Source organism: Endothiovibrio diazotrophicus, from assembly GCF_054657215.1.
The window spans coordinates 1-19,462 of sequence record NZ_BAAHXB010000106.1 but is presented as its reverse complement, the minus strand read 5'-3'; the positions used below and the strand labels follow the sequence as shown (position 1 = coordinate 19,462).

The 19,462-nt window shown below is 67.8% G+C and carries 22 protein-coding genes and 1 other RNA gene; 9 read left to right on the top strand and 14 right to left on the bottom strand.

Annotation, left to right across the window (positions count from 1 at the left end):
• Positions 1 to 117: 117 nt before the first annotated feature.
• Positions 118 to 591 carry a hemerythrin domain-containing protein gene (locus tag ACYQ2W_RS20470; RefSeq protein ID WP_459871478.1) on the bottom strand — a complete coding sequence of 158 codons (474 nt, stop codon included), beginning with the start codon at positions 589 to 591 and terminating at the stop codon, positions 118 to 120.
• 298 nt (positions 592 to 889) lie between these two features.
• On the bottom strand, positions 890 to 2,149 hold the full coding sequence (locus ACYQ2W_RS20465) for a TlpA family protein disulfide reductase (protein WP_459871475.1): 1,260 nt from the start codon (positions 2,147 to 2,149) through the stop codon (positions 890 to 892).
• A gap of 183 nt (positions 2,150 to 2,332) precedes the next feature.
• Between ACYQ2W_RS20465 and ACYQ2W_RS20460 the strand changes: the two genes are divergently transcribed.
• The 3 genes from ACYQ2W_RS20460 (at position 2,333) to ACYQ2W_RS20450 (ending at position 5,716) form a co-directional block, all read left to right on the top strand.
• Positions 2,333 to 4,294: an SLC13 family permease gene (locus ACYQ2W_RS20460; RefSeq protein ID WP_459871481.1), complete on the top strand. Its 1,962-nt coding sequence runs from the start codon at positions 2,333 to 2,335 to the stop codon at positions 4,292 to 4,294.
• Positions 4,295 to 4,879: 585 nt separating this feature from the next.
• Positions 4,880 to 5,461, top strand: a complete 582-nt coding sequence (locus tag ACYQ2W_RS20455) for a sensor histidine kinase (RefSeq protein ID WP_459871472.1) — start codon at positions 4,880 to 4,882, stop codon at positions 5,459 to 5,461.
• Positions 5,462 to 5,539: 78 nt separating this feature from the next.
• The gene (locus ACYQ2W_RS20450) at positions 5,540 to 5,716 is read left to right on the top strand and encodes a hypothetical protein (protein ID WP_459871469.1); all 177 of its coding nucleotides are present in this window, start codon (positions 5,540 to 5,542) and stop codon (positions 5,714 to 5,716) included.
• Positions 5,717 to 5,956: 240 nt separating this feature from the next.
• On the opposite strand, the gene ACYQ2W_RS20445 is transcribed toward ACYQ2W_RS20450, so the two are convergent.
• From ACYQ2W_RS20445 to ACYQ2W_RS20435, 3 genes are all read right to left on the bottom strand, one after another.
• A complete protein-coding gene (locus ACYQ2W_RS20445) occupies positions 5,957 to 6,874 on the bottom strand; it encodes a Dyp-type peroxidase (protein WP_459871467.1) in 918 nt (305 codons plus the stop codon).
• 45 nt (positions 6,875 to 6,919) lie between these two features.
• Positions 6,920 to 7,183, bottom strand: a complete 264-nt coding sequence (locus ACYQ2W_RS20440; RefSeq protein ID WP_459871466.1) for an HDOD domain-containing protein — start codon at positions 7,181 to 7,183, stop codon at positions 6,920 to 6,922.
• Between the two features lie 122 nt (positions 7,184 to 7,305).
• Positions 7,306 to 8,400: a 3-deoxy-7-phosphoheptulonate synthase gene (locus tag ACYQ2W_RS20435; RefSeq protein WP_459871463.1), complete on the bottom strand. Its 1,095-nt coding sequence runs from the start codon at positions 8,398 to 8,400 to the stop codon at positions 7,306 to 7,308.
• 486 nt (positions 8,401 to 8,886) lie between these two features.
• On the opposite strand from ACYQ2W_RS20435, the gene ffs reads away from it, so the two are divergent.
• The 5 genes from ffs to ACYQ2W_RS20410 all read left to right on the top strand — a co-directional run bounded on the left by ffs (position 8,887) and on the right by ACYQ2W_RS20410 (position 12,565).
• Positions 8,887 to 8,983: signal recognition particle sRNA small type (gene ffs / locus ACYQ2W_RS20430), an RNA gene on the top strand.
• Positions 8,984 to 9,301: 318 nt separating this feature from the next.
• Entirely contained in the window at positions 9,302 to 11,062 is a 1,761-nt protein-coding gene (gene dnaX / locus ACYQ2W_RS20425) for a DNA polymerase III subunit gamma/tau (protein WP_459871461.1), read from the top strand.
• Positions 11,063 to 11,189: 127 nt separating this feature from the next.
• Complete coding sequence (locus ACYQ2W_RS20420) at positions 11,190 to 11,513, top strand: YbaB/EbfC family nucleoid-associated protein (RefSeq protein ID WP_459871458.1); 324 nt, start codon at positions 11,190 to 11,192, stop codon at positions 11,511 to 11,513.
• A gap of 94 nt (positions 11,514 to 11,607) precedes the next feature.
• Entirely contained in the window at positions 11,608 to 12,204 is a 597-nt protein-coding gene (recR, locus tag ACYQ2W_RS20415) for a recombination mediator RecR (protein WP_459871455.1), read from the top strand.
• Positions 12,205 to 12,253: 49 nt separating this feature from the next.
• Positions 12,254 to 12,565 (top strand): hypothetical protein, encoded by a 312-nt coding sequence (locus ACYQ2W_RS20410; RefSeq protein WP_459871452.1) that lies wholly within the window; start codon positions 12,254 to 12,256, stop codon positions 12,563 to 12,565.
• A gap of 233 nt (positions 12,566 to 12,798) precedes the next feature.
• On the opposite strand, the gene ACYQ2W_RS20405 is transcribed toward ACYQ2W_RS20410, so the two are convergent.
• From ACYQ2W_RS20405 to ACYQ2W_RS20370, 8 genes are all read right to left on the bottom strand, one after another.
• Positions 12,799 to 13,473 carry a response regulator transcription factor gene (locus ACYQ2W_RS20405; protein ID WP_459871449.1) on the bottom strand — a complete coding sequence of 225 codons (675 nt, stop codon included), beginning with the start codon at positions 13,471 to 13,473 and terminating at the stop codon, positions 12,799 to 12,801.
• Positions 13,473 to 13,787 carry a PepSY domain-containing protein gene (locus ACYQ2W_RS20400; protein WP_459871446.1) on the bottom strand — a complete coding sequence of 105 codons (315 nt, stop codon included), beginning with the start codon at positions 13,785 to 13,787 and terminating at the stop codon, positions 13,473 to 13,475. Before ACYQ2W_RS20400 ends, ACYQ2W_RS20405 begins: the two co-directional genes overlap by 1 nt.
• Before the next feature lie 66 nt (positions 13,788 to 13,853).
• Complete coding sequence (locus ACYQ2W_RS20395) at positions 13,854 to 14,495, bottom strand: diheme cytochrome c (RefSeq protein WP_459871443.1); 642 nt, start codon at positions 14,493 to 14,495, stop codon at positions 13,854 to 13,856.
• Between the two features lie 44 nt (positions 14,496 to 14,539).
• Positions 14,540 to 14,980 carry a DUF1924 domain-containing protein gene (locus ACYQ2W_RS20390; RefSeq protein ID WP_459871440.1) on the bottom strand — a complete coding sequence of 147 codons (441 nt, stop codon included), beginning with the start codon at positions 14,978 to 14,980 and terminating at the stop codon, positions 14,540 to 14,542.
• 5 nt (positions 14,981 to 14,985) lie between these two features.
• Positions 14,986 to 15,564, bottom strand: a complete 579-nt coding sequence (locus tag ACYQ2W_RS20385; protein ID WP_459871437.1) for a cytochrome b/b6 domain-containing protein — start codon at positions 15,562 to 15,564, stop codon at positions 14,986 to 14,988.
• 212 nt (positions 15,565 to 15,776) lie between these two features.
• Positions 15,777 to 17,003: a lytic murein transglycosylase gene (locus ACYQ2W_RS20380; protein ID WP_459871434.1), complete on the bottom strand. Its 1,227-nt coding sequence runs from the start codon at positions 17,001 to 17,003 to the stop codon at positions 15,777 to 15,779.
• Positions 17,004 to 17,013: 10 nt separating this feature from the next.
• Positions 17,014 to 17,352: a thioredoxin family protein gene (locus ACYQ2W_RS20375; RefSeq protein ID WP_459871432.1), complete on the bottom strand. Its 339-nt coding sequence runs from the start codon at positions 17,350 to 17,352 to the stop codon at positions 17,014 to 17,016.
• A 103-nt stretch (positions 17,353 to 17,455) separates the two neighbouring features.
• Positions 17,456 to 17,698: a DUF1640 domain-containing protein gene (locus ACYQ2W_RS20370; protein WP_459871429.1), complete on the bottom strand. Its 243-nt coding sequence runs from the start codon at positions 17,696 to 17,698 to the stop codon at positions 17,456 to 17,458.
• Positions 17,699 to 17,841: 143 nt separating this feature from the next.
• Between ACYQ2W_RS20370 and ACYQ2W_RS20365 the strand changes: the two genes are divergently transcribed.
• Positions 17,842 to 18,588 carry a DUF4197 domain-containing protein gene (locus tag ACYQ2W_RS20365; RefSeq protein ID WP_459871426.1) on the top strand — a complete coding sequence of 249 codons (747 nt, stop codon included), beginning with the start codon at positions 17,842 to 17,844 and terminating at the stop codon, positions 18,586 to 18,588.
• Between the two features lie 152 nt (positions 18,589 to 18,740).
• On the opposite strand, the gene ACYQ2W_RS20360 is transcribed toward ACYQ2W_RS20365, so the two are convergent.
• Positions 18,741 to 19,343: a c-type cytochrome gene (locus tag ACYQ2W_RS20360; protein ID WP_459871423.1), complete on the bottom strand. Its 603-nt coding sequence runs from the start codon at positions 19,341 to 19,343 to the stop codon at positions 18,741 to 18,743.
• Positions 19,344 to 19,462 lie beyond the last annotated feature (119 nt).

Genomic DNA, 19,462 nt, shown 5'->3' with positions numbered 1-19,462 from the left:
GGCGGCGGTGGTGGGCAACAAGGGGTGGGGCGGCTCTGCGCAGTTCCGTTTTGATGGGCACGCTGCGCTTTGCCCATCCTACGGGGGGGGGACACCCGTTTTCGGAGGGATGGGATATCAATCCCAGAACGCCGGATGCCACTCCATCGCCAGCATCTCGTGCAGGCCGTCCGGATCGATGGGGGTGGCTTCCACCGGGGTGGCGGGGTGGGTGCGCTCCAGGGCGGGGAGCAGCTCCTGCTCCTCGAAGCGGATGTGGTTGCGCACGGTGCCGGCAAAGTTGTTCAGATGGACCGGCAGGCGCTCGCTGCGTTCCCACAGCTTGGCGGCCAGCTGTTCCATCTCCTCATGCTCCTCGCGCAGCCGGCGAACCATCCGCGGGTCGAGCGGGGTGGGGGCGATCCGCCGCTCCAGCAGTTCCTCCTCCATCCGGTTGTGGCCGTGCAGCCAGTTCTGCCAGGTGTGGAGGGCGTAGTCGGCGATCACCGCCGGGTCGACGCCGTTCTCCAGGCCGTTGAGGATGCGGTCGGCGACGGTGAGGGCGGCGTGGTGGTCCCAGCTGATGCGGGTGAGGTCGGGGTCGCGTTTCATGGCGGGGTCATTGTCCCGTTCCCGTCCTTGGACGGCATTGATGCAGGGCAAAGGGGACGCGGAAAGAACGAATTATTCCAAACTCGCTGGTCTCGCGGCCCGTCTTCGGCGTTGCGGCAAGGGTTACATCGCCGGGCTATGCGCCCCTTGCCGCGCGACGTGCAGGGACGCACAAGTGTCGCGGGAGGCAGGAAGCCGGGAGCGACCCTTAGATAACGAACCGCGATCCGGCGCGATTTTGGGGCAATTCATTCTTCCCGCGTCCCCAGGGTCTCCCCATTAGGGAAGAAGTCGCGCCCTATTTCAACAGTTTTCTTACGGTCTCCACCACCTCGGGGCCATCCCACTCGAGGCCGCCGAAGTAGGCGTAGCGGATCCGCCCCTCGCGATCGATGAGGAAGGTGGTGGGGAAGGCGCGCAGCTTCCACGGGTCCACCGCCGCGCCATCGGGGTCGAGCAGCACCCGGTAGTCGGCGGGGACCTTGAGCAGGAAATCCTCCACCGTCTCCCGGCTCTCTCCCATGTCGACCCCGATCACGGCGAACGGTTCTCCGCTCATCTCCAGGGCGAGGCGGCCGAGGGAGGGGATCTCCTTGACGCAGGGGGGGCACCAGGTGGCCCAGAAGTTGAGCAGTACCACCTGACCGCGGTAGTCGGCGAGTCGCGCGGGCGCCCCCTCCAGGTCGCCGAGGGCCAGCGGCGGCGCGGGTGGGGCGTCGGGGTAGGGCTGGAGGCCGGCCGAAGGCGAACGGCTCGGCTCGCCTGCGTCGCGCGCTTCGGCGAGCGGGAGGGCGGTGCGCGGCTCGCGGTTGTGACGGTCGAGCAGGGTGAGGGCGCCGCGGATCTGCCGCGGCAACCGGCGGCGCGCCTCCAGCTCCCGCGGGTAGGGTTCCTCGCGGGACTGGTAGCCGTCGGAGACGTTGGCGATCAGCCGGCTGTAGACGGTGGCGCCGCCGCCGCCGAGGTGCTCGACCAGCTCGGTCAGGTGCCAGCGCTTGGCCGAGTCCGCCGGCTGGAAGATGACGATGGGCAGGTTGGTGGCGTCGGCGATGGGCAGGTAGCGGGCCGGCTTGCCGGGCTCGGGGGTGGCGGCCAGCAGGTTGGGGTGGAGGGCGAGCACGCCGCCCAGGGGCGGGGCGTGCGGGTGGTCGAGGCGCCAGCGGTGGGCGGCGCGTAGCACGAGCGCCGCGCCGCGGCCGGCGCTGAGCAGGTAGAGACGGCCGCCCTCGGGCCGGCTGCGCTCGATCAGTTCGGCCACCGCCCCCACTGGAATCGAGTCGTAGGCGGTGCGGCCCGGTGCCAGGAACCAGGCGCCGTGGAGGTCGGCCAGCCACACCTCGGGGCCCTCGTCGGCCAGGGCGGCGGCCAGCTGCGGGTGGGCCGGGCGGAGGCCGTATTCGGCGGGGATCCACAGCACTCGGTCGCCGTCGGCGCCGGGGTAGCGGGTGATCGGCACCTCGGTGCCGTCCTCCAGCGTCACTGCGGTGGCGTCGGCGGTGGCGATCCGCGGGACGCAGATCAGGATCAGGGGGAGCAGCAGGAGGGTCGGCAGGCGCACGGGTCGGGTCCGGGGTTGATGAGGGCCTCTAGGGTAGCGATTTTCCGTCGTGGGGTGGAGAGGAGGGGGAATCTGCGCGGGAGGATCTTTCAACCAACCGGCGTTCATGGTATTAAATAAAATCTTTATCAAATCTTGATCTGGATTTTATTTCTTTGCCCAGTTAAGGAGCCCGTGTCCGCCATGACACTCTCGCCGCAGTTGATCAAGCAGTCCGTTGCTGCCGTCCTCTTCTTCCTCGCCGCCCTCTACATCGCCTCGGTGGTTCCCACCGTGGAGATCGCCTGGGTGAGTGCCATGCTGTTGTTGACCATCTACCTCTTCGCCTTCGAGGTGATGGGGGTGGACGTGGCGGCGGTGACGGTGATGGTGCTGTTGGGGTTGACCTCGCTGGCGGCCCCGCTGATGGGGTTGGAGGACGGATTGGTGCCCACCACCCACCTGTTCAACGGCTTCGCCTCCAATGCGGTGATCTCGATCATCGCGGTGATGATCATCGGCGCCGGGCTCGACAGGACCGGGATCATGAGTCAGGTGGCCGGCTTCATCCTGCGCATCGGCGGCTCCACCGAGCGGCGGATCATTCCGCTGATCTCCACCACGGTCGGCGTCATTTCCAGCTTCATGCAGAACGTCGGCGCCGCCGCCCTGTTCCTGCCGGTGGTGAGCCGCATCTCGGCGCGCACCGGTTTGCCGATGTCTCGGCTGCTGATGCCGATGGGCTTCTGCGCGATCCTCGGTGGTACCCTGACCATGGTCGGCTCCAGTCCGCTGATCCTGCTCAATGATCTGATCCTCACCTCCAACCAGACGCTGCCCGACATGCATCGGATGGAGACCTTCAGCCTCTTTTCGGTGACCCCCATCGGGCTGGCGCTGGTCACCACCGGCATCGCCTATTTCGTGCTCGCCGGCCGTTTCATCCTGCCGGCGGTGGTGGCCAAGGCGGACTCCTCGTCGGGCCAGTCGGCGATGGCCTACTTCGCCGACACCTACGGGGTGAAAAACACCTCGCTGTTCGAGGTGCGGGTGCCCGCCGGCGCGCCGCTGGTGGGGATCAGCGTCGACGAGCTGGAGGCGCGGTGGCGGGTGCGGGTGATCGCGGTGGAGAAGGGCGACGGCCTGCGCTTCGGTGCCGACGGGGTGGATCGCGCGGTGGGGGTCGAGGCGGGGATCGTGCTCGGCGTGCTCGCCTCCGAGGAGGCGATCGAGCGTTTTGTCGCGGAGAACGGGCTGGCCCTGCGCCCCGAGCTGGAGGTCTTCTCCGAGGCCCTCTCGCCGGCCAAGGCGGGGATCGCCGAGGTGGTCATCCCGCCCAGCTCCCAGCACATCGGCAAGACCGCCCGTGATCTGGCGCTGCGCAAGCAGTACGGCCTGTCGCTGCTGGCGGTGCACCGCGGCAACGAGGTGATCAATTGCTCCACCGGCGGGGTGCGCCGTACCCCGTTCCGGGCCGGCGATACCCTGGTGGTGCACACCACCTGGGCGGATCTGGCGCGGGTGCAGAAAGACCACCGCAACTTCGTGGTGGTCACCACCGAGTTCCCCCACGAGGAGTTGCGCCCCAACAAGGTGCCGATGGCGCTGCTGTTCTTCTTCATCACGCTGGCGATGGTGCTGTTCACCGACCTGCGCCTGTCGGTGGCGCTGCTCACCGGGGCGATGGGGATGATCCTCACCAAGGTGCTGACCATCGACGAGGCCTACCAGGCGGTGAGCTGGAAGACGGTCTTCCTGCTCGCCTCGCTGATCCCGCTGGGGATGGCGGTGGAGGAGTCGGGGACGGCCAAGTGGATCGCCGAGCAGACCCTCTCGGTGCTCGGCCATCACCCCACCTGGGTGATCCAGGCGGCGATCGCGGTGCTCGCCACCTTCTTCACCCTGGTGATGTCCAACGTCGGCGCCACCGTGCTGCTGGTGCCGCTGGCGGTGAACATCGCCATCGGTGCAGGCGCCGACCCGGCGGTCTTCGCGCTGACCGTGGCGATCGCCACCTCCAACTCCTTCCTCATCCCCACCCATCAGGTGAACGCCCTGATCATGGGGCCGGCGGGCTACCGGGTGCCCGATTTCATGCGCGCCGGCGGGATCATGACGGTGCTCTTCCTGACCGTCTCCCTGACCATGCTCAACCTCCTTTTCTGATTCCGACCCTCGCCCTCCGCACCGGCGCCCCGGCGCGGAGGGAGTTTGCGGCTCGCCCCGGTCTCTGTCCGTCTGTCGGGGCGCTCCGGTTTCGGCCCCCATCTCCAGGGGGCCTTTTTTTTGCCTGTGCCTGTGCCTGAGTTGGCGGTTGCGACACTCCTCGAATGTAGGAGCGGCCCCAAGGCCGCGATTGCCTGAGGGGACGCAAATGCCTGGCGTGGGCAGGATGCGGAAGTCGGGCGTCATGTCCGTTCCTGCCACTTGCCAAATCGAGGTGCCTCACTCCGTAGGGATCGCGGCCTTGGGGCCGCTCCTACAAGGGGGACCGGGGCGACGGGTCGGGGGCGTTCATGGGGTTTGCGGTGGTGGTTGCACGATCCCGAGGGGCGACCCGTAGAACTGCGTAAGCCGGTAGGGAGGGTGGAGCACGGGCGCTCTTCCGGACTACGTGGAGCGGCCGTTTTTAATCAATAAATTCCTTTTATTTTACGGAGGTTTTATTGGGGGCACGCCGCTTGCTGTGGTGCCATTGGGCGGTCGATTCAAACGGTCGGCCGTGATGGCCACAGCGGGGAGGACAGGCGGATGGAGAGTCGGGAGGTGTTGTCCGGTGTGGATCTGGAGTGTCTGCTGTCGGCGGTGGAGTCCCATTCAGTGCCGCCGGCCGAGGCGCTGGAAGGGCGCGGTTTTTTGCCAGTGGCCGAGTCGGTGTACGAGGTGATGCACGAGGCCTCGGAGCTGCTCGCACGCTGGGCCAAGGGCAAGGGGGTCAGCTACGGCGTCGAAATCTCGCCGGGGGTGGGACGCTGGATGGTGGTGGACCGGACCCTGCTGTTGTGGAGCCTCACCTGCCTGGCCGTCAACGGCGTGCAGCGCACCGCACGGGGTGAGGTGGTGGTGGGGGTCTCACTCGGTGTGCGTAGCGGTTGGCTCCGCTTCTATGTGCGCGACAGCGGTGGCGGCATGGCGCCGGAGCGGATGAACGCGTTGCTGTGTGGACGGGGGGATGTCGGCGAGGACGCCGGCCGGTTTCTGCTCTGCCGACGTTTGGTGGCGCGGATGGAGGGGGTGGTCCGGGGGGAGAGCCGGCGTGGCGCGGGGAGTACGTTCGTCCTGGAGATTCCCGCGGATGGGGGGAGTCGTCGGCCGCGTCTCGCGGCGGAATGATGCCTTTTGGGGATTGCTTACTATAATGTAAGCAAATATCCTATATGCCTGTAGCGTGATCAATTAGGAAGGGTACTCATGACGATTCATGTCATCCTCGAGTTCGAAACTCGGGAAGAGGCGCTCCAGGCACTGGGCAAGGTGGAGGCGCAGAACATCGTCGAGTGGTTTGACGACCGCGAGCTGGGCGCCGCCGCCAAGGGGGAGACGATGGAGCTGGTCGAACGGGAAACCACCCACCGGCTGACCGCCTGAACGAGGACTCGACCGAACAGCGAACAACTAGACTACCCGGAACTTTTCACCCGCCGATCGGCGGGTTTTTTTTTGCCGCTGATTTTTTCAGGTTGCGACGCCCTGCGTCGTAACCCAACTCTGATGCGCTGGTAGGGCGGCCCGGAGGCCGCGATGATGCGAAGCACCCCCCTTCCCGTAGCTGGCGGGGGTGGATGGGGCGGGTGCCATCACGGCCTGTGGGCCGCTCCTACGATCCGTCTACAACCTCGCCAGGACCTCCTTCGACGGTGCGAAGAAATACCCGCCGCTCACCGGGGTGGTGAACTCCATCAGCCGGTCGTGGAGGCCGTCGGCGGTGGTGCCGAACATCCGTCCGAGCATCTTGTCGAAGGTCGCCCGGTCGCGGCTGTAGGCGATGAAGAAGAGCCCCGCCTCGCCGCTTGCCTCACCGTAGGGCATGCTGTGACGCAGGATCTCCAGCTCTTCTCCGTGCTCCTCGATCACCACCCGGCTGATGTGGGCGGTCGGCGGCTTGACCTCGTCGTCCAGCTCCACGCTGTCGGGCTTGGTGCGGCCGATCACCCCCTCCTGCTCGGTGTCGCTGAGCCGCCCCCACTGGGCCAGCTTGTGGACGTAGCGCTGGGTGATCATGTAGCTGCCGCCGGCGAATTCCGCGTCCTCCTCGCCGATCAGCGCCGCCTCCTCCCGCTCCTCCCCTTCGGGGTTCTCGGTGCCGTCGATGAAGTCGGTGAGGTCGCGGCAGTCCAAGTAGCGGAAGCCGCGGGTCTCCTCGGCCCGTTCGATCCACGGCCGCAGCGCCTCGACCACGCCGCGGGCGAAGCGGTAGAGCAGGTCGACCCGCGCGCCGGTGAGGTGGAGCAGCAGGTCGCCGCCGGTGGCCGGCGCCTTGAGGGCGCCGCTGCCGACGGCGACGAAGGGGCGCAGTCCGCGGGGGGCGGTGGCGGAGAGGCGGCGCCAGCACTCGGCGCCGAAGGCGAGGGTGGCCACCAGCCCGGCGGCGGGGTCGACCGCGGCGGTCTGGGCCAGGCGCGCCTCGAAGCCGCTGGCGAGGGTGCGCAGGGCGTCGTCGGCGCCCGCCTCGTGCTTCAGGTGGAGGATCAGGAAGAGCCCGTTGGGGCCCCCTTCGGGGAGGATCGCGGATTGTGGCGTGGGCATGGCGGCGTAGGCTCCGTACGGTGGCGTGACGGGGAAGTATACGGATTAGACCAGCAGTTCGGCGATCCCCAGCAGCAGCGCCGCCTGGCGGATGTCGGAGATGGTCCGGCGCATGCCGAAGAGCGGTGAATTGATGGTCTTCAGCACCGCCGCCGAGAGCCCCACGTCGCGGGCGACGATCTCGGCCACCTCGCCCGGGTCGGGTTCGGCGCGGCTGGCCGCGGCATGGAGATCGCTCAACAGTTCCGGTTTCGGCGGGATGAAATACCCCTTCATCAGGTTTTCGGTCTGTTCTTCCAACTGAATCATGCCGGTCTCCTCATGAGACGGGGCGTGCGCCCCTGCGGAAAAGGATCAAAATCGGGTAAATGAGGGATTATCCATGCTTTTGCGACCGCTGTTGAGTTGCCTGGAGGGGTGGATTTTCGTCTTCAGCTCCCTCCTCTCAGCCGCCCGGCCAGGTCGGTCAACGCCGTTTCGGTCTCCTCCCAGCCGATGCAGGCATCGGTTACCGAGACGCCGTAGGCAAGCGTTCCGTGATCCCCGCCGAGCGACTGGCGCCCCTCGTGGAGGAAGCTCTCGACCATCAATCCGACGATCGAGCGGTTGCCCGCTTCGATCTGGCGGGCCACCGCGTCGATCACCTTGGGCTGGTTGCGGTGGTCCTTGCCGGAGTTGGCGTGGCTGGCGTCGACCATGATCGCCGCGGGAAGCCCCGCGGCGTGCAGTCCCGCCTCGCAGGCGGCGACGTGTTCGGCGGAGTAGTTGGGGCCGCTGCGCCCGCCGCGCAGCACGATGTGGAGGTGGGGGTTGCCGGCGCTCTCCAGCAGGGCGGGGCGGCCGTCGTCGTCGATGCCGGGGAAGGCGTGGGGAGCGGCGGCCGAGAGCATCGCGTTGAGCGCCACCTCCAGGTGGCCGTCGGTGCCGTTCTTGAAACCGACCACGGTGGGCAAGCCACTGGCCATCTCGCGGTGGGTCTGGGACTCGGTGGTGCGGGCGCCGATGGCGACCCATCCGATCAGGTCGTGGAGGTAGGGGGCGGCCAGCGGGTGGAGCAGCTCGGTGGCCACCGGCAGGCCCAGTTCGGCCACCTCCGTCATCAGCTTGCGGCTCAGCGCCAGGCCGGCGGCCAGATCATTGCTGCCGTCGAGGTGAGGATCGGTCAAAAAACCCTTCCAGCCGACCGTGGTACGCGGCTTTTCGCAGTAGACCCGCATCACCGGTACCACCGCGTCGTGGATCTTCGGGGTCAGGGCGGCAAGGCGCTCGGCGTACTCCCGGGTCGCCTCCACGTCGTGGACCGAACAGGGGCCGGTGACCACGAAGAGCCGCGGGTCTTCACGGGAGAGGATCCGCTTGAGGGTGACCCGCGCGGTGTTCACCGACTGGCGCGCCGCGGCGCTCAGCGGGAATCGGCGGCGCAGCTCCGCCGGGGTGGGGAGCGGCTGCAGGCTCGGGCCGTCGGCGGCAATGGCGAGCGGTGGCGGGGCCTGCTCGGCGTGGAGGGTGGCGGTCGGTTCGCTCATGACAACGTCTCCTTAAGAGCTCGCGAGAGAACGGCTTCCTGTTTTGGAACACCGCCGGGCGGAGCGGATCGGCGTTCCAAAACAGGAAGTTGTTCCTTCGCGAGCCCTTGATCCCGGACAACAAAAAACCCGGTTCGGCGCGGGTCGCCTGACCGGGTTTTTTTCGGTGGGCGGCCCTGGTTGAGGCGCCGCCCGGTGCGATTCTCTCAATCGCCCGGCGCGCCCTGCTCGGTAAAGTAGTAACCGAACCAATAGGAGCGCCAATAGCCGAACACCGCCGAACGCACGGTGGAGTGCGCGGATTTTCCGGGGCGGGTGTGGGCCGTGCGATTCATAGAGGGTGGATAGTACGGAGACGACACGGATTTGCAACCCCATCGTTTGGGATTTGGGAAAAAAGCCTGAAATTTTTTCTCCGTCGGGGTACCATTCGCGCCCTGTTCAGGCCGTCGGATGCGACGGACGGCAACCGCTCAATGGCGGTCCCGCCGGTCCCCCCGCGACGATAAACTGTGAACCCGGTCAGGCCCGGAAGGGAGCAGCCGCAGCAGTGGACTCGGGCGCCGGGGTGTGGCTGGCGATGACCGCCGCCCAATTCCGAAGTTCTGCCGTGAGGTGCCGCGTACGCGAGGCCTCGCGGCCGGCTTCTTCCTCCAGACGTACTTCTCAGGTCGTAGAGGGATTCGCCGAACGTGGGGCGGATTGGCGACTGCGTAATCCGTTGGATCGGGGTGGTTCCGGCGAAGGTGCCTTCGTTCCCGGCGGATTACGCTGCCGCTAATCCGCCCTCCCGGGCACGCCGATCTCGATTGACCGACATCGCGTCGCCCACGGTGCGTTTTCTCCCCTTCTTCGGTAAAGTAATCGGCCCCGTTTTCGCTACCGCCGAAGAAGAGTTCCCATGAGCTACCAGGTCCTGGCGCGCAAGTGGCGTCCCCGCAATTTTCCCGAGATGGTCGGGCAGGAGCATGTGCTGCGTGCGCTGATCAACGCCCTGGACAACGACCGGCTGCACCACGCCTTTCTCTTTACCGGCACCCGCGGAGTGGGCAAGACCACGGTGGCGCGGATCTTCGCCAAATCGCTCAACTGTGAGACCGGGGTGAGTTCCCAGCCCTGCGGCGAGTGTTCGGCCTGCCGCGAGATCGACGAGGGGCGCTTCATCGATCTGATCGAGGTGGATGCCGCCTCGCGCACCAAGGTGGAAGACACCCGCGAGCTGATGGACAACGTGCAGTACGCCCCCACCCGCGGGCGCTACAAGGTCTACCTCATCGACGAGGTGCACATGCTCTCCACCCACTCCTTCAACGCCCTGTTGAAGACGCTGGAGGAGCCGCCGCCCCATGTGAAGTTCCTGCTCGCCACCACCGACCCGCAGAAGCTGCCGGTGACCATCCTCTCGCGCTGTCTCCAGTTCAACCTCAAGCGGCTGCCGGTGCCGCTGATCGCCGGCCACCTGGAGAAGCTGCTGGGCGCCGAGAGCGTCCCCTTCGAGGGGCCGGCGCTCAATCTGCTGGCGCGCGCCGCCGACGGCTCGATGCGCGACGCGCTGAGCCTGCTCGATCAGGCGATCGCCTTCGGCAACGGCACGGTGAGCGATGCCGAGGTGCGGGCGATGCTCGGTTCGATCGAGCAGGACCATGTCTTCGAGCTGGTCGAGGCATTGGCCGCCCGCGACGCCGCCGGGTTGCTGTCGCGGGTCGACCAGCTCGCCCAGCACACCCCGGATTTCGCCAACGTGCTGGCGGAACTCCTCTCGCTGCTCCACCGGGTGGCCCTCGGCCAGCAGGTGACGGACGCCATCGACGATGCCCTCGGCGACCGCGAGCGGGTGATGGCGCTGGCCGGGCGGATGACCCCCGAGGAGGTGCAGCTCTACTATCAGATCGGCCTGATCGGCCGCCGCGATCTGCCGCTCGCCCCCGATGCCCGCGGCGGGCTGGAGATGGTGCTGCTGCGTATGCTCGCCTTCCATCCGGCGGAGGCTGGCGCCTCCGCCGGACATGGCGGAGGCGGGGGAGGGGCCGCCCGTCCGGCGGCCCCGGCGCGGCCGGTCGCCGGCGGTGGGGCGGCGGCGCGGGAGATCTTGGGGGCGGCGGAGCCGGAGTCCCCGCGGAGGAGTAGCGGGCAACGGCCGGCCACACCACCCGCTCCGCGGCCGATGCAGGCTACGGCGGCGGTGGAGGCACCGACGCCCCCTGCTGCGCCACCACCGCCTCCCGCGGTGGCGTTCGACGAGGCGGGCGACTGGGGGGCGACGGTGGCGCAACTCGGGTTGCGTGGCGCGGCCCAGCAACTGGCGCTGAATTGCGTCTTCGGCGGGCGCGAGGGGGAGGCGGTGACCCTGCTGCTCGACCCGCAGCACGTCCACCTGCGCATCGCCGGTGCCGAGGAGCGGCTGCGCGAGGCGCTGGGGCGCCACTTCGGCAGCGCGGTGCGGCTCCAGTTCCGCAGCAAGGCGGGGGGCGGCGAGGGCGGCGAGACCCCCGCCCAGCGCGATGCGCGTCATCGTCACGAACGCCAACAGGCGGCGGAGCGGGCGATCCTCGAGGACCCCAACGTCCAGTCGTTCCAGGAGGTGCTCGGCGCGCGGGTGCAGCGCGACGCCATCCAGCCCCTGGATGAGCCGGCGGCGGCCAACCCGAACACGATTCACTGAAGAGAAGAATTTTGTCCGCAAATAAACGCAAATAAGAAAATCTCTTGATTATTTGCGTTCATTTGCGTTCATTTGCGGACAATATCTGATTTCGCGGTTTTTGATCAGAACGTTTTAGGAGAGTCCCATGCGAGGCGGTATCGGCAACCTGATGAAGCAGGCGCAGAAGATGCAGGCGGACCTGCAGAAGGCCCAGGAGCAGTTGGCGGAGATGGAGGTGGAGGGCGAGTCCGGCGGTGGCATGGTCAAGGTGACCATGAGCGGCCGTCACGAGGTGCGCCGGGTGTCCATCGACGACAGCCTGATGTCCGACGACAAGGAGATGCTCGAGGACCTGGTCGCCGCGGCGATCAACGATGCGGTGCACAAGGTGGAGAAGACCAGCCAGGACAAGATGTCCGGCATGATGGCCGGCATGCCGATGCCCCCTGGCATGAAGTTCCCCTTCTAGAAATTGGCCACGGAGCCACGGAGGGCACGGAGTCCGCCAACCCGGTGTTTTCTCCGTGTCCTCCGTGGCTCCGTGGCCAATCCTGGATATCTGTATGAACCACTCCCCCCTGATCGGCCGGCTGATCGAGGCGTTCCGGGTGCTCCCCGGGGTGGGACCGAAGTCGGCCCAGCGGATGGCCTACCACGTCCTCGAGCGGGAGCGCGACGGCGGGCGGCGGCTGGCCGAGGCGCTGCTGGAGGCGGTGGAGCGGGTGGGGCGCTGTGTCGAGTGCCGCACCTTCACCGAGGCGGAGCGCTGCCCGGTCTGCGCCAGCCCGCGCCGCGACCGCTCGATCCTCTGTGTGGTGGAAACCCCCGCCGACGTCCTCGCCATCGAACAGTCGGCCGGTTACGGTGGACTCTATTTCGTGCTGATGGGCCACCTCTCGCCGCTCGACGGCATCGGCCCGGCGGAGTTGGGGCTCGATCAGCTGGAGCGGCGCCTCGATGGCGGCGAGGTGCGCGAGCTTATCCTCGCCACCAACCCCACGGTGGAGGGGGAGGCGACCGCCCACTACCTCGGCGAGATGGCCCGCGCACGCGGCATCCGCGCCAGCCGCATCGCCCACGGAGTGCCGTTGGGGGGCGAGCTGGAGTACGTCGATGGCGGTACCCTGGCCCACGCCTTTGCCGGTCGCCGCGAGGTGTGAGGATGAGTGCTACACTCCAAAGGGAATCCGGCCTGACATAACGAAAACCATGCAAGTCGCCGTCGCCCAGCCCGAACTCAATACCCTCTCCGCCGGCCTGCGCGCTGCCGTGTCGCCGGTCGACGACGCCCGTTCGGGCGGGGAGTCGACGCGCACTGCCCGCCGCAGCGGCGAGCGGGGGGAGGCGGCTGCCGACGGTCGTGGTGGTCGTCGCCGTTCCGCAGGCCAATTGGTCCCCCGTACCCAGACCGCGCTCTATACCAGTCAGGCGCGCCGCGGCATCGCCGTCTACCGTGACACCGCGGGGTTCACCGGCTACTCCTTCAACGCGGCGGGTGGCGGGATCGATCTCTACGCCTGAACGAGGCGGGTTTCTCGGTCGTGAGTGGTAGGTCGGCGCTACCGCGCCGACGCGAACGAAGGCAGCGGACTTGCGGTCAAGACGATCGTCCCGAATGGAACGTTCCGCTCGGAAAGATCGGCGGTGATGGTGCGGAGCGGTGCTTCCGTTCGCGTCGGCGCGGTAGCGCCAACCTACGACAATCGGAACGACGTGTTCGCCGGAGGCGGGGTACCTCCCGGCGTCGGTACATCCTACCCCTCTCCTTCGCCCTCGCCGAACACATACCCCTGCCCGCGCCGCGTGCGGATGCGCTCGCGACCGAGCTTCTTGCGCAGCCGGTTGACGTAGACCTCGATGACGTTGCTGTCCTTGTCGGAGTCGTAGTCGTAAACGTGCTCGGTGAGCCGCCCCTTCGAGAGCACCTTGCCGGGGTGGAGCATCAGGTAGCGGAGCAGGCGGAACTCCGTGCCGGTGAGGGTGTGGCGGGTGCCTGCATCGTCCTCCACCTCCATGCTCTCCTCGTCGAGGGTGAGACCGACGGCGCGCAGCGGGCCTCCGGCCAGCCCGCCGGCGCGACGGATCAGGGCGTTGAGGCGGGCGATCAGCTCTTCGCTGTGGAACGGCTTGCCGAGGTAGTCGTCGGCCCCCGCCTGGAAACCGTCGACCCGTTCGTGCCAGGCGTCGCGGGCGGTGAGGATCAGCACCGGCACCCGGTTGTCGGCGGCCCGCCAGTGGCGCAGCACCTCCAGGCCGGAGCGCTGCGGCAGCCCCAGGTCGAGGATCACCGCATCGTAGGGTTCCTCCGTGCCCAGGTGTTCACCGTCCACGCCGTTGTCGGCGTGGTCGATCGCGAAACCGGCGGCACGCAGGCGGTCGACCAGCTTTTCGGCCAGCCGTCGGTCGTCTTCCACCAGCAGCAGGCGCATCACTCGTGCTCCAGGTAGTGTCCGTCGCGGGCGTCGAAGAGCAGCTCGCGCACCCGTCCCTGTTCCTCCAGCAGCTCGATCTCGTAGACCGGCCGCCCCCTTTCGTGCTCCAGCTCGACGCCGATCACCCGGCCGGGGTAGCGTTCCCGGACCTGCCGTAGCAACTGTTCCAGCGGCAGGATCTCCCCCGCCTCGCGCAGCCGCCACGCCTCGTCGTGGTCGTCGTCGGCGGATACCGGGGCCGCTGCGAACAGGCCGATGAAAAAGAGTTCAACGCAAAGACGCACAGGCGCGAAGGACGCGAAGCGGGTCATCGGGATCGATTCTCCTTTGCGCTCTTTGCGCCTTTGCGTTGAATGGGTTGATGTCGGTCGTTCCCGTCAGTCGTCCCAGCGGCCGGCGCCGGGGATGCGCACCTCGTGCTCATTATAGGAGCCGAGGGCGGCGTTTTGGTGGCAGGCCGAGCAGTTGCTCCAGCTGTTGACCTCGGGGTTCTCCTTTACCAGCCGTGGCGGAACCTCGTGGTGCTTGCGCTGGAAGTAGGGGGTCTCGGTGATCCGCAGCGGGGTCTGATCGGCGCGCAGCGAGCCGTTGATCCCGACCGAGCGGCGGTAGTCGGAGTGGTCGGCGGCGTTGGCGACGAGGTAGGCGGTGAGCGCCTGATTGACCGCCGGCTCCAGTTCGGCGCTGTCGCCGAAGTGGTCGGTCAGGTTGCCCATCAATTTTTCCCAGGAACGGGCCGGCAGCAGTCCCGGCTGATAGGCGAAGTGGCAGGCGCCGCACTCGTTCAGGTAGCTGGGGTTGTCGGCCGGCGCCACGTCGAGGGCGGCCTCGCCGAAGAGCGAGCGCCAGCCCCCCTCACGTCCCTCCCGGCGTTCGTGTTCCTCGCGCTCGTGGCCTCCTTCGCGTTCGTGGCGTTCACCGCGTTCGTACCCCCCTTCGCCGAAGGCGGGGGCGATCAGCAGGCCGGTGGTGAGGGTGGCGGCGAGCAGGCCGCCGATGGTCAGCAGGTTGCGTTTCATCTCTATGTACCTTCTATCGGGCGAAGCGGTCGTGCCGCCAGGGGTCAGCGGCTGCGGATGTAGGCGAGAAAATCGCCCTTTTCCTGGTCGTTGCACTCGCGGCCGAGGGTCCAGCGGCAGTTGCGCTTGAACCACTTCTCCACCTTTTTCGGATCGCTCAGCCGCTGCGGATTGACCGACGGGGCCATCGGCTCGATCGTCTTGCGGGTGCGCACGTGGCGTCCGGCGGCGGTGAGGTCTGCGGTGTGGCAGTCGGCGCAGCTGCGGTTCTCGCCGTCGACGCTGAACGGCCGGGTCCACATCGCCTCGCCGGCGCTGGCGGAGCCGGGCTCGGCCTGGGCGCTCGCCGCGGCCAGGGCGCTGGCCAGGAAGAGTTCAACGCACAGGCGCGAAGGCGCAAAGGTCGTAAAGGAAAATCGAGCACTCGCCGCTTTGCGCCCTTCGCGCCTCTGCGTCTTCGCGTTGGATGTCTGGATTTCGAACATTCCGGTTACTCCTCGAGGTGGATCTTTTTGCGGCCGGTGACCATGGCGCGCGGCAGGTTTTCTCGGTGGGCCCAAGAGGCGAGGGCGACGCCGGCCAGATGGGCGGCCACCAGCAGCAGGGTGAAGTTGGCGAAGAACTCGTGGAGCTCCTCCAGCACTTCGGCGATGTCGTGGCCGACGCCGCCCAGGTAGGGGGCGAGCGGGCCGGTGAACTCGGTGGCGCCGAGGGTGGCGATGCCGCTGGCGGCGGTGAGCGCGACGCTCACCAGCAGCGCCACCACCATCGCACCGCCGGCGGGGTTGTGGCCGATGTGGCGCTCGGCGCGCAGGGTGAGCGCCGCCTTGAGGTAGGCGAAGACCTCGGCGGGGCGCTTGACGAAGTCGCTGAAGCGGGCGTGGCGCGGCCCGACGAAGCCCCACGCCAGGCGGAAGGCGACCAGCCCGAGGGCGGTGTAGCCGGCGTAGGTGTGCAGGGTGAGGATGTCGTCCTCGGTGAGGTAGGCGGTGAAAAAGGCCGCCGCCAGTCCCCAGTGGAAGATGCGGACCAGCGGGTCCCACACCTTGATCTCTTCTGCCGTGTTCATGACGACGCTCCTCTCAGTGGTTGAGGGAGAGCGTAGGCGGGGGAGCTGAAATCAAACTGAATGTGGGGTTCGGGGAGCTTCAGCCACGAAGGGGAGGGAACGGCCTACGGGGCGCCCCTTGGGCGCCGTGCAGAACGGGAGTGCCACCGATAAACTCTCTCCGGGGCTGGAAGCGAGGCGCAAGCCTTGCCCCATTCTCGCAGCCCGAGCGCTCAGCCGGCGCTGTCCATCAGCCGCAGCTGTTCGAGGAGACCGGCGTCGGGAAAACCGTCGGCCGGGAGCAGATTGCGCAGTTGGAAGGCGCGGGTGGCCTGGCGGGTGAGGGCGCCGATCTTGCCGTCGGGGGCGCCGGCGTCGAAGCCCAGCGCGGTGAGCCGGCGCTGGATTTCGCGTACCTCGTCGCCGGTCAGGCGCCGTTCGGGGTAGAGCTCCCCGCGAATCGGTTCGCGCCCCATCAGCCGGTCGGCCAGATGGCTCACCGCCAGGGCGTAGTGGGCCGAACGGTTCCACTCCAGCAGGTGGTGGAAGTTGTCGTAGACCAGGAAGGCGGCGCCGCGGTAGCCCGCCGGCAGCAGCAGCGAGGCCTGGAGCTGCGAGTCGGCCAGCGGCCGGCCGTCGGCGCGGGTCACCCCCAGGGCCTTCCATTCGTTGACGCTCATCCGCTGGTCGATGCCGGTCAGCCGATAGGGGAAGGGGAGCGGCAGGCGGACTTCGCGGCCCCACCGTTGATCGCCCTTCCAGCCCAGGTCGGCGAGGTAGTTGGCCGCCGAGGCCAGCGCATCGGGGAGGCTCTCCAGCAGGTCGCGGCGGCCGTCGCCGTCGCCGTCCACCGCGTGCTTCAGCCAGGTGGTGGGCATGAACTGGGTGTGGCCGAGGGCGCCCGCCCAGGAGCCCTTCAGCGCCAGCGGGTCGAGCCCCTCGGCGGCGACCTTGAGCGCCGCCATCAGCTGGTCGTGGAAGAACGCCGAGCGGCGCGGATCGCAGCTCAGGGTGGCGAGCGAGGGGATCACCGCATGGCGGCCGGTGAACCGTCCGTAATTGGTCTCCATCCCCCACAGGGCAACCAGTAGCTGGGGCGGCACGTCGTACTGCTTGTAGAGACGCCACAGCAGGTTGTGGTGGCGCTGGAGCATCGCCTTGCCGGTGGTGATGCGCCGCTCGTCGACGCGCTTGGCCAGGTAGTCGCCGAAGCCCTCGACGAACTCCGCCTGGGCGCGGTCGCGCTGGACCACCTCCTGGCGGTATTTCACCTCGCTGAAGGCGCGGGCGATCAGCGGCGGCGGGATGCCGGCCTCGGCGGCGTCCCGCTTGAGGTCGGCGACGCAGTCGAGAAAGCCCTGCTCGCCGATCCGCTGCGGAGCGTCGGCGCAGGCGGCGGTGCCGAGGGTGGTCGCCAGCAGCAGCGGGACGAGACGGAAGGGGGGGCGTTGGCGGGTCATTCGAAACGGGTCATTCGAAACAGAGGGCGTAGGGGCGGGCGAGGGCGGCGCGCAGTTCACCGGGGCTGAAGTTGCGGGCGAAGCGCTGCGCCTCGCGGCCGTCGATCCAGATCACCGCGGTGGGGATGGTGAAGACGCCGAGCTGGGCGGCCAGGTCACGGGCGCGGTCGCAGTCGACGGCGGCCAGCGGCACCCGCGGAAACTCCTCGGCGAGCAGCGCCTCCACCTTCGGCCGCAGGGCGTGGCAGACGTTGCAGTCGGGGCCGCTGAACCAGGTGACGGCGATCGGGTGTTCGCGGGTGAAGGCGCCCAGCGCCTCGCGGGTGTCGATGTCGGTACTCATAGGCATGGAGATTCGACTGGCGTGGGGCGGTCGGGGTTCCGGGATTCGGGCGTGATGGAGCTGAGGCGGAAAGGGGAAGCTCCGGAGGAGAGAGAGTCGGTCGGACGAATCAGAAGAAACTCTTGAGAATCAGCGCAGCGATGCCGCTGATGACCAAGCCGATCATCCACTTGAGAACCAGCAACTCCCGCTCGATGCGGGCGACGTCGGCCTTTGTCGCCAGTTGGGATTCCAGGGCGTCGGAAAAGACCTCTGCCAAGGCTTCAGCCTCGGCCTCGGCCTGCATTTCCGGTACGCCGGCAGCTTTCAGGCGACGGGCGAATTTGAGGGTGTCGAAGGTGATCGCGGTCATGGCGAAAACTCTAGCATAAGCGCCCCGTTGCGAAGGACCATCGGTCGCTCAAATCGGGGAGGCACCGTGAACCGGGGGAAGTACAATGGGCGCCAGGATATCCTGCGCGCCTGGCCGCGTCACCTACCCGGGAGAGAGAGCCCATGTACAAGAGACTCGCGATCGCGGCGGCCGTGGCCGTCGCCTGTGCGCCGGCGGTCGCCGGCTGGCAGGATGTGCTGAAAAAGCTGGAGCCGGTGGTCCAGCCGCAGGCGGCCGATGTCAGCGTCGCCTCGCTCACCTCGGAGGAGAGCGTCGCCGGCCTCAAGGAGGCGCTGAGTGCCGGTACCCGCTACGCGGTGGAGCAGCTCGGCCGCGACGGGGGCTTTCTCGACGATGCGGCGGTGCGCATCGCCATGCCCGAGCCGCTGCGGATGGTGGACAAGGGGTTGCGCAAGATCCACCAGGGGGCGGTGGCCGACCGTTTCATCGAGACCATGAATCGGGCCGCCGAACAGGCGGTGCCGGAGGCCGCAGCGATCTTCGGGGACGCCATCGCCCATCTCACGGTGGAGGACGCGGCGGGCATCCTCAATGGCGCGGACGATGCCGCCACCCGGTACTTCCGCCGGACCAGCGGAGAGAAGCTGCGCGAGGTGATGGCGCCGGTGGTTGCCCGCGCCACCGATCAGGCCCAGCTCACCGCCGCCTACAAGGGGCTGGTCAAGCAGGCGGGTCCGCTGGCGTCGATGCTGGGCGAGGAGCAGTTGGATCTGGATGCCTACGTCACCGGGCGCAGCCTCGACGGGCTGTTCCTCAAGCTCGCCGAGGAGGAGAAACGGATCCGCGAGAACCCGGCGGCGCGCACCAGCGAGCTGCTGCAGAAGGTCTTCGGCGCGGTGGCCAAGTAGCGGGTTCCGATGCCATTCGGCCGGAGGGAGAGGATGGCGATGGTCCCGATGCGTTGCGGGGGCTGAGGTAGTATCCCTCCCTCCGGAACGCAAAGAGGCCGATCCGCAAGGATCGGCCTCTTTGCGTTTCCCGGTGCGGGGAGGCGTCGGGACTACTTGCCGCCGCCGGCCAGGAACTCGATCAGCTCGGCCTTCTCCTCGTCGCTGAGCTTTTCGAAGCGCTTGGCCATCTTCTTCGGCATCTCGCGTTCGCCGCTGTCGAACAGCTCGAACTCGTGGTGCAGATAGGCCTTCCACTGGCCGGCGAGGATGCCGGCGTCGTCGTCGGCGACGCTGCCCCCTTCGGAGTGGCACTTCTTGCAGTTCTTGAGGAAGTGCTTCTTGCCGGCCTTGGCCATTTCGGCATCGACCGGTTGCGCGTGGGGCTGGAAGGTGAGTGCGGCGTAGTGGGCGGCGAGCGCGTTGATGTCGTCCTCGCCGAGCGCCTTGGCGACGGTGTTCATGTCGCTCTCTTCGCCACCCTCCGGCGTGTATTTCTTGCCGGGTCGGTCGCCGGCCTGGTAGGCCATCATGGTGTCGTGGATATAGGCCTCCGACATGCCGGCGATGTTGGGCACCTCCTCGTGGCTGCTGTTGCCGCCGTCGCCGTGGCAGGCGTTGCACTTGTTGGCCATCTCGTCGACCCCCGCGAGGGCCGAGCCGCAGGGGCCGGCCAGGGCGAACAGACCGAGCATTGCCAAGGTGATCTTCTTCATCCGTCTCCTCCTGATTACTGATTTGAATGGGATTCGGTCGCTGGCGACCGCGTCTCTATGGTTATTTTTTGTCCGGGCGCGCGACCCCCGGACACCCTCGTGTTTGCGCTTTTTCAGCT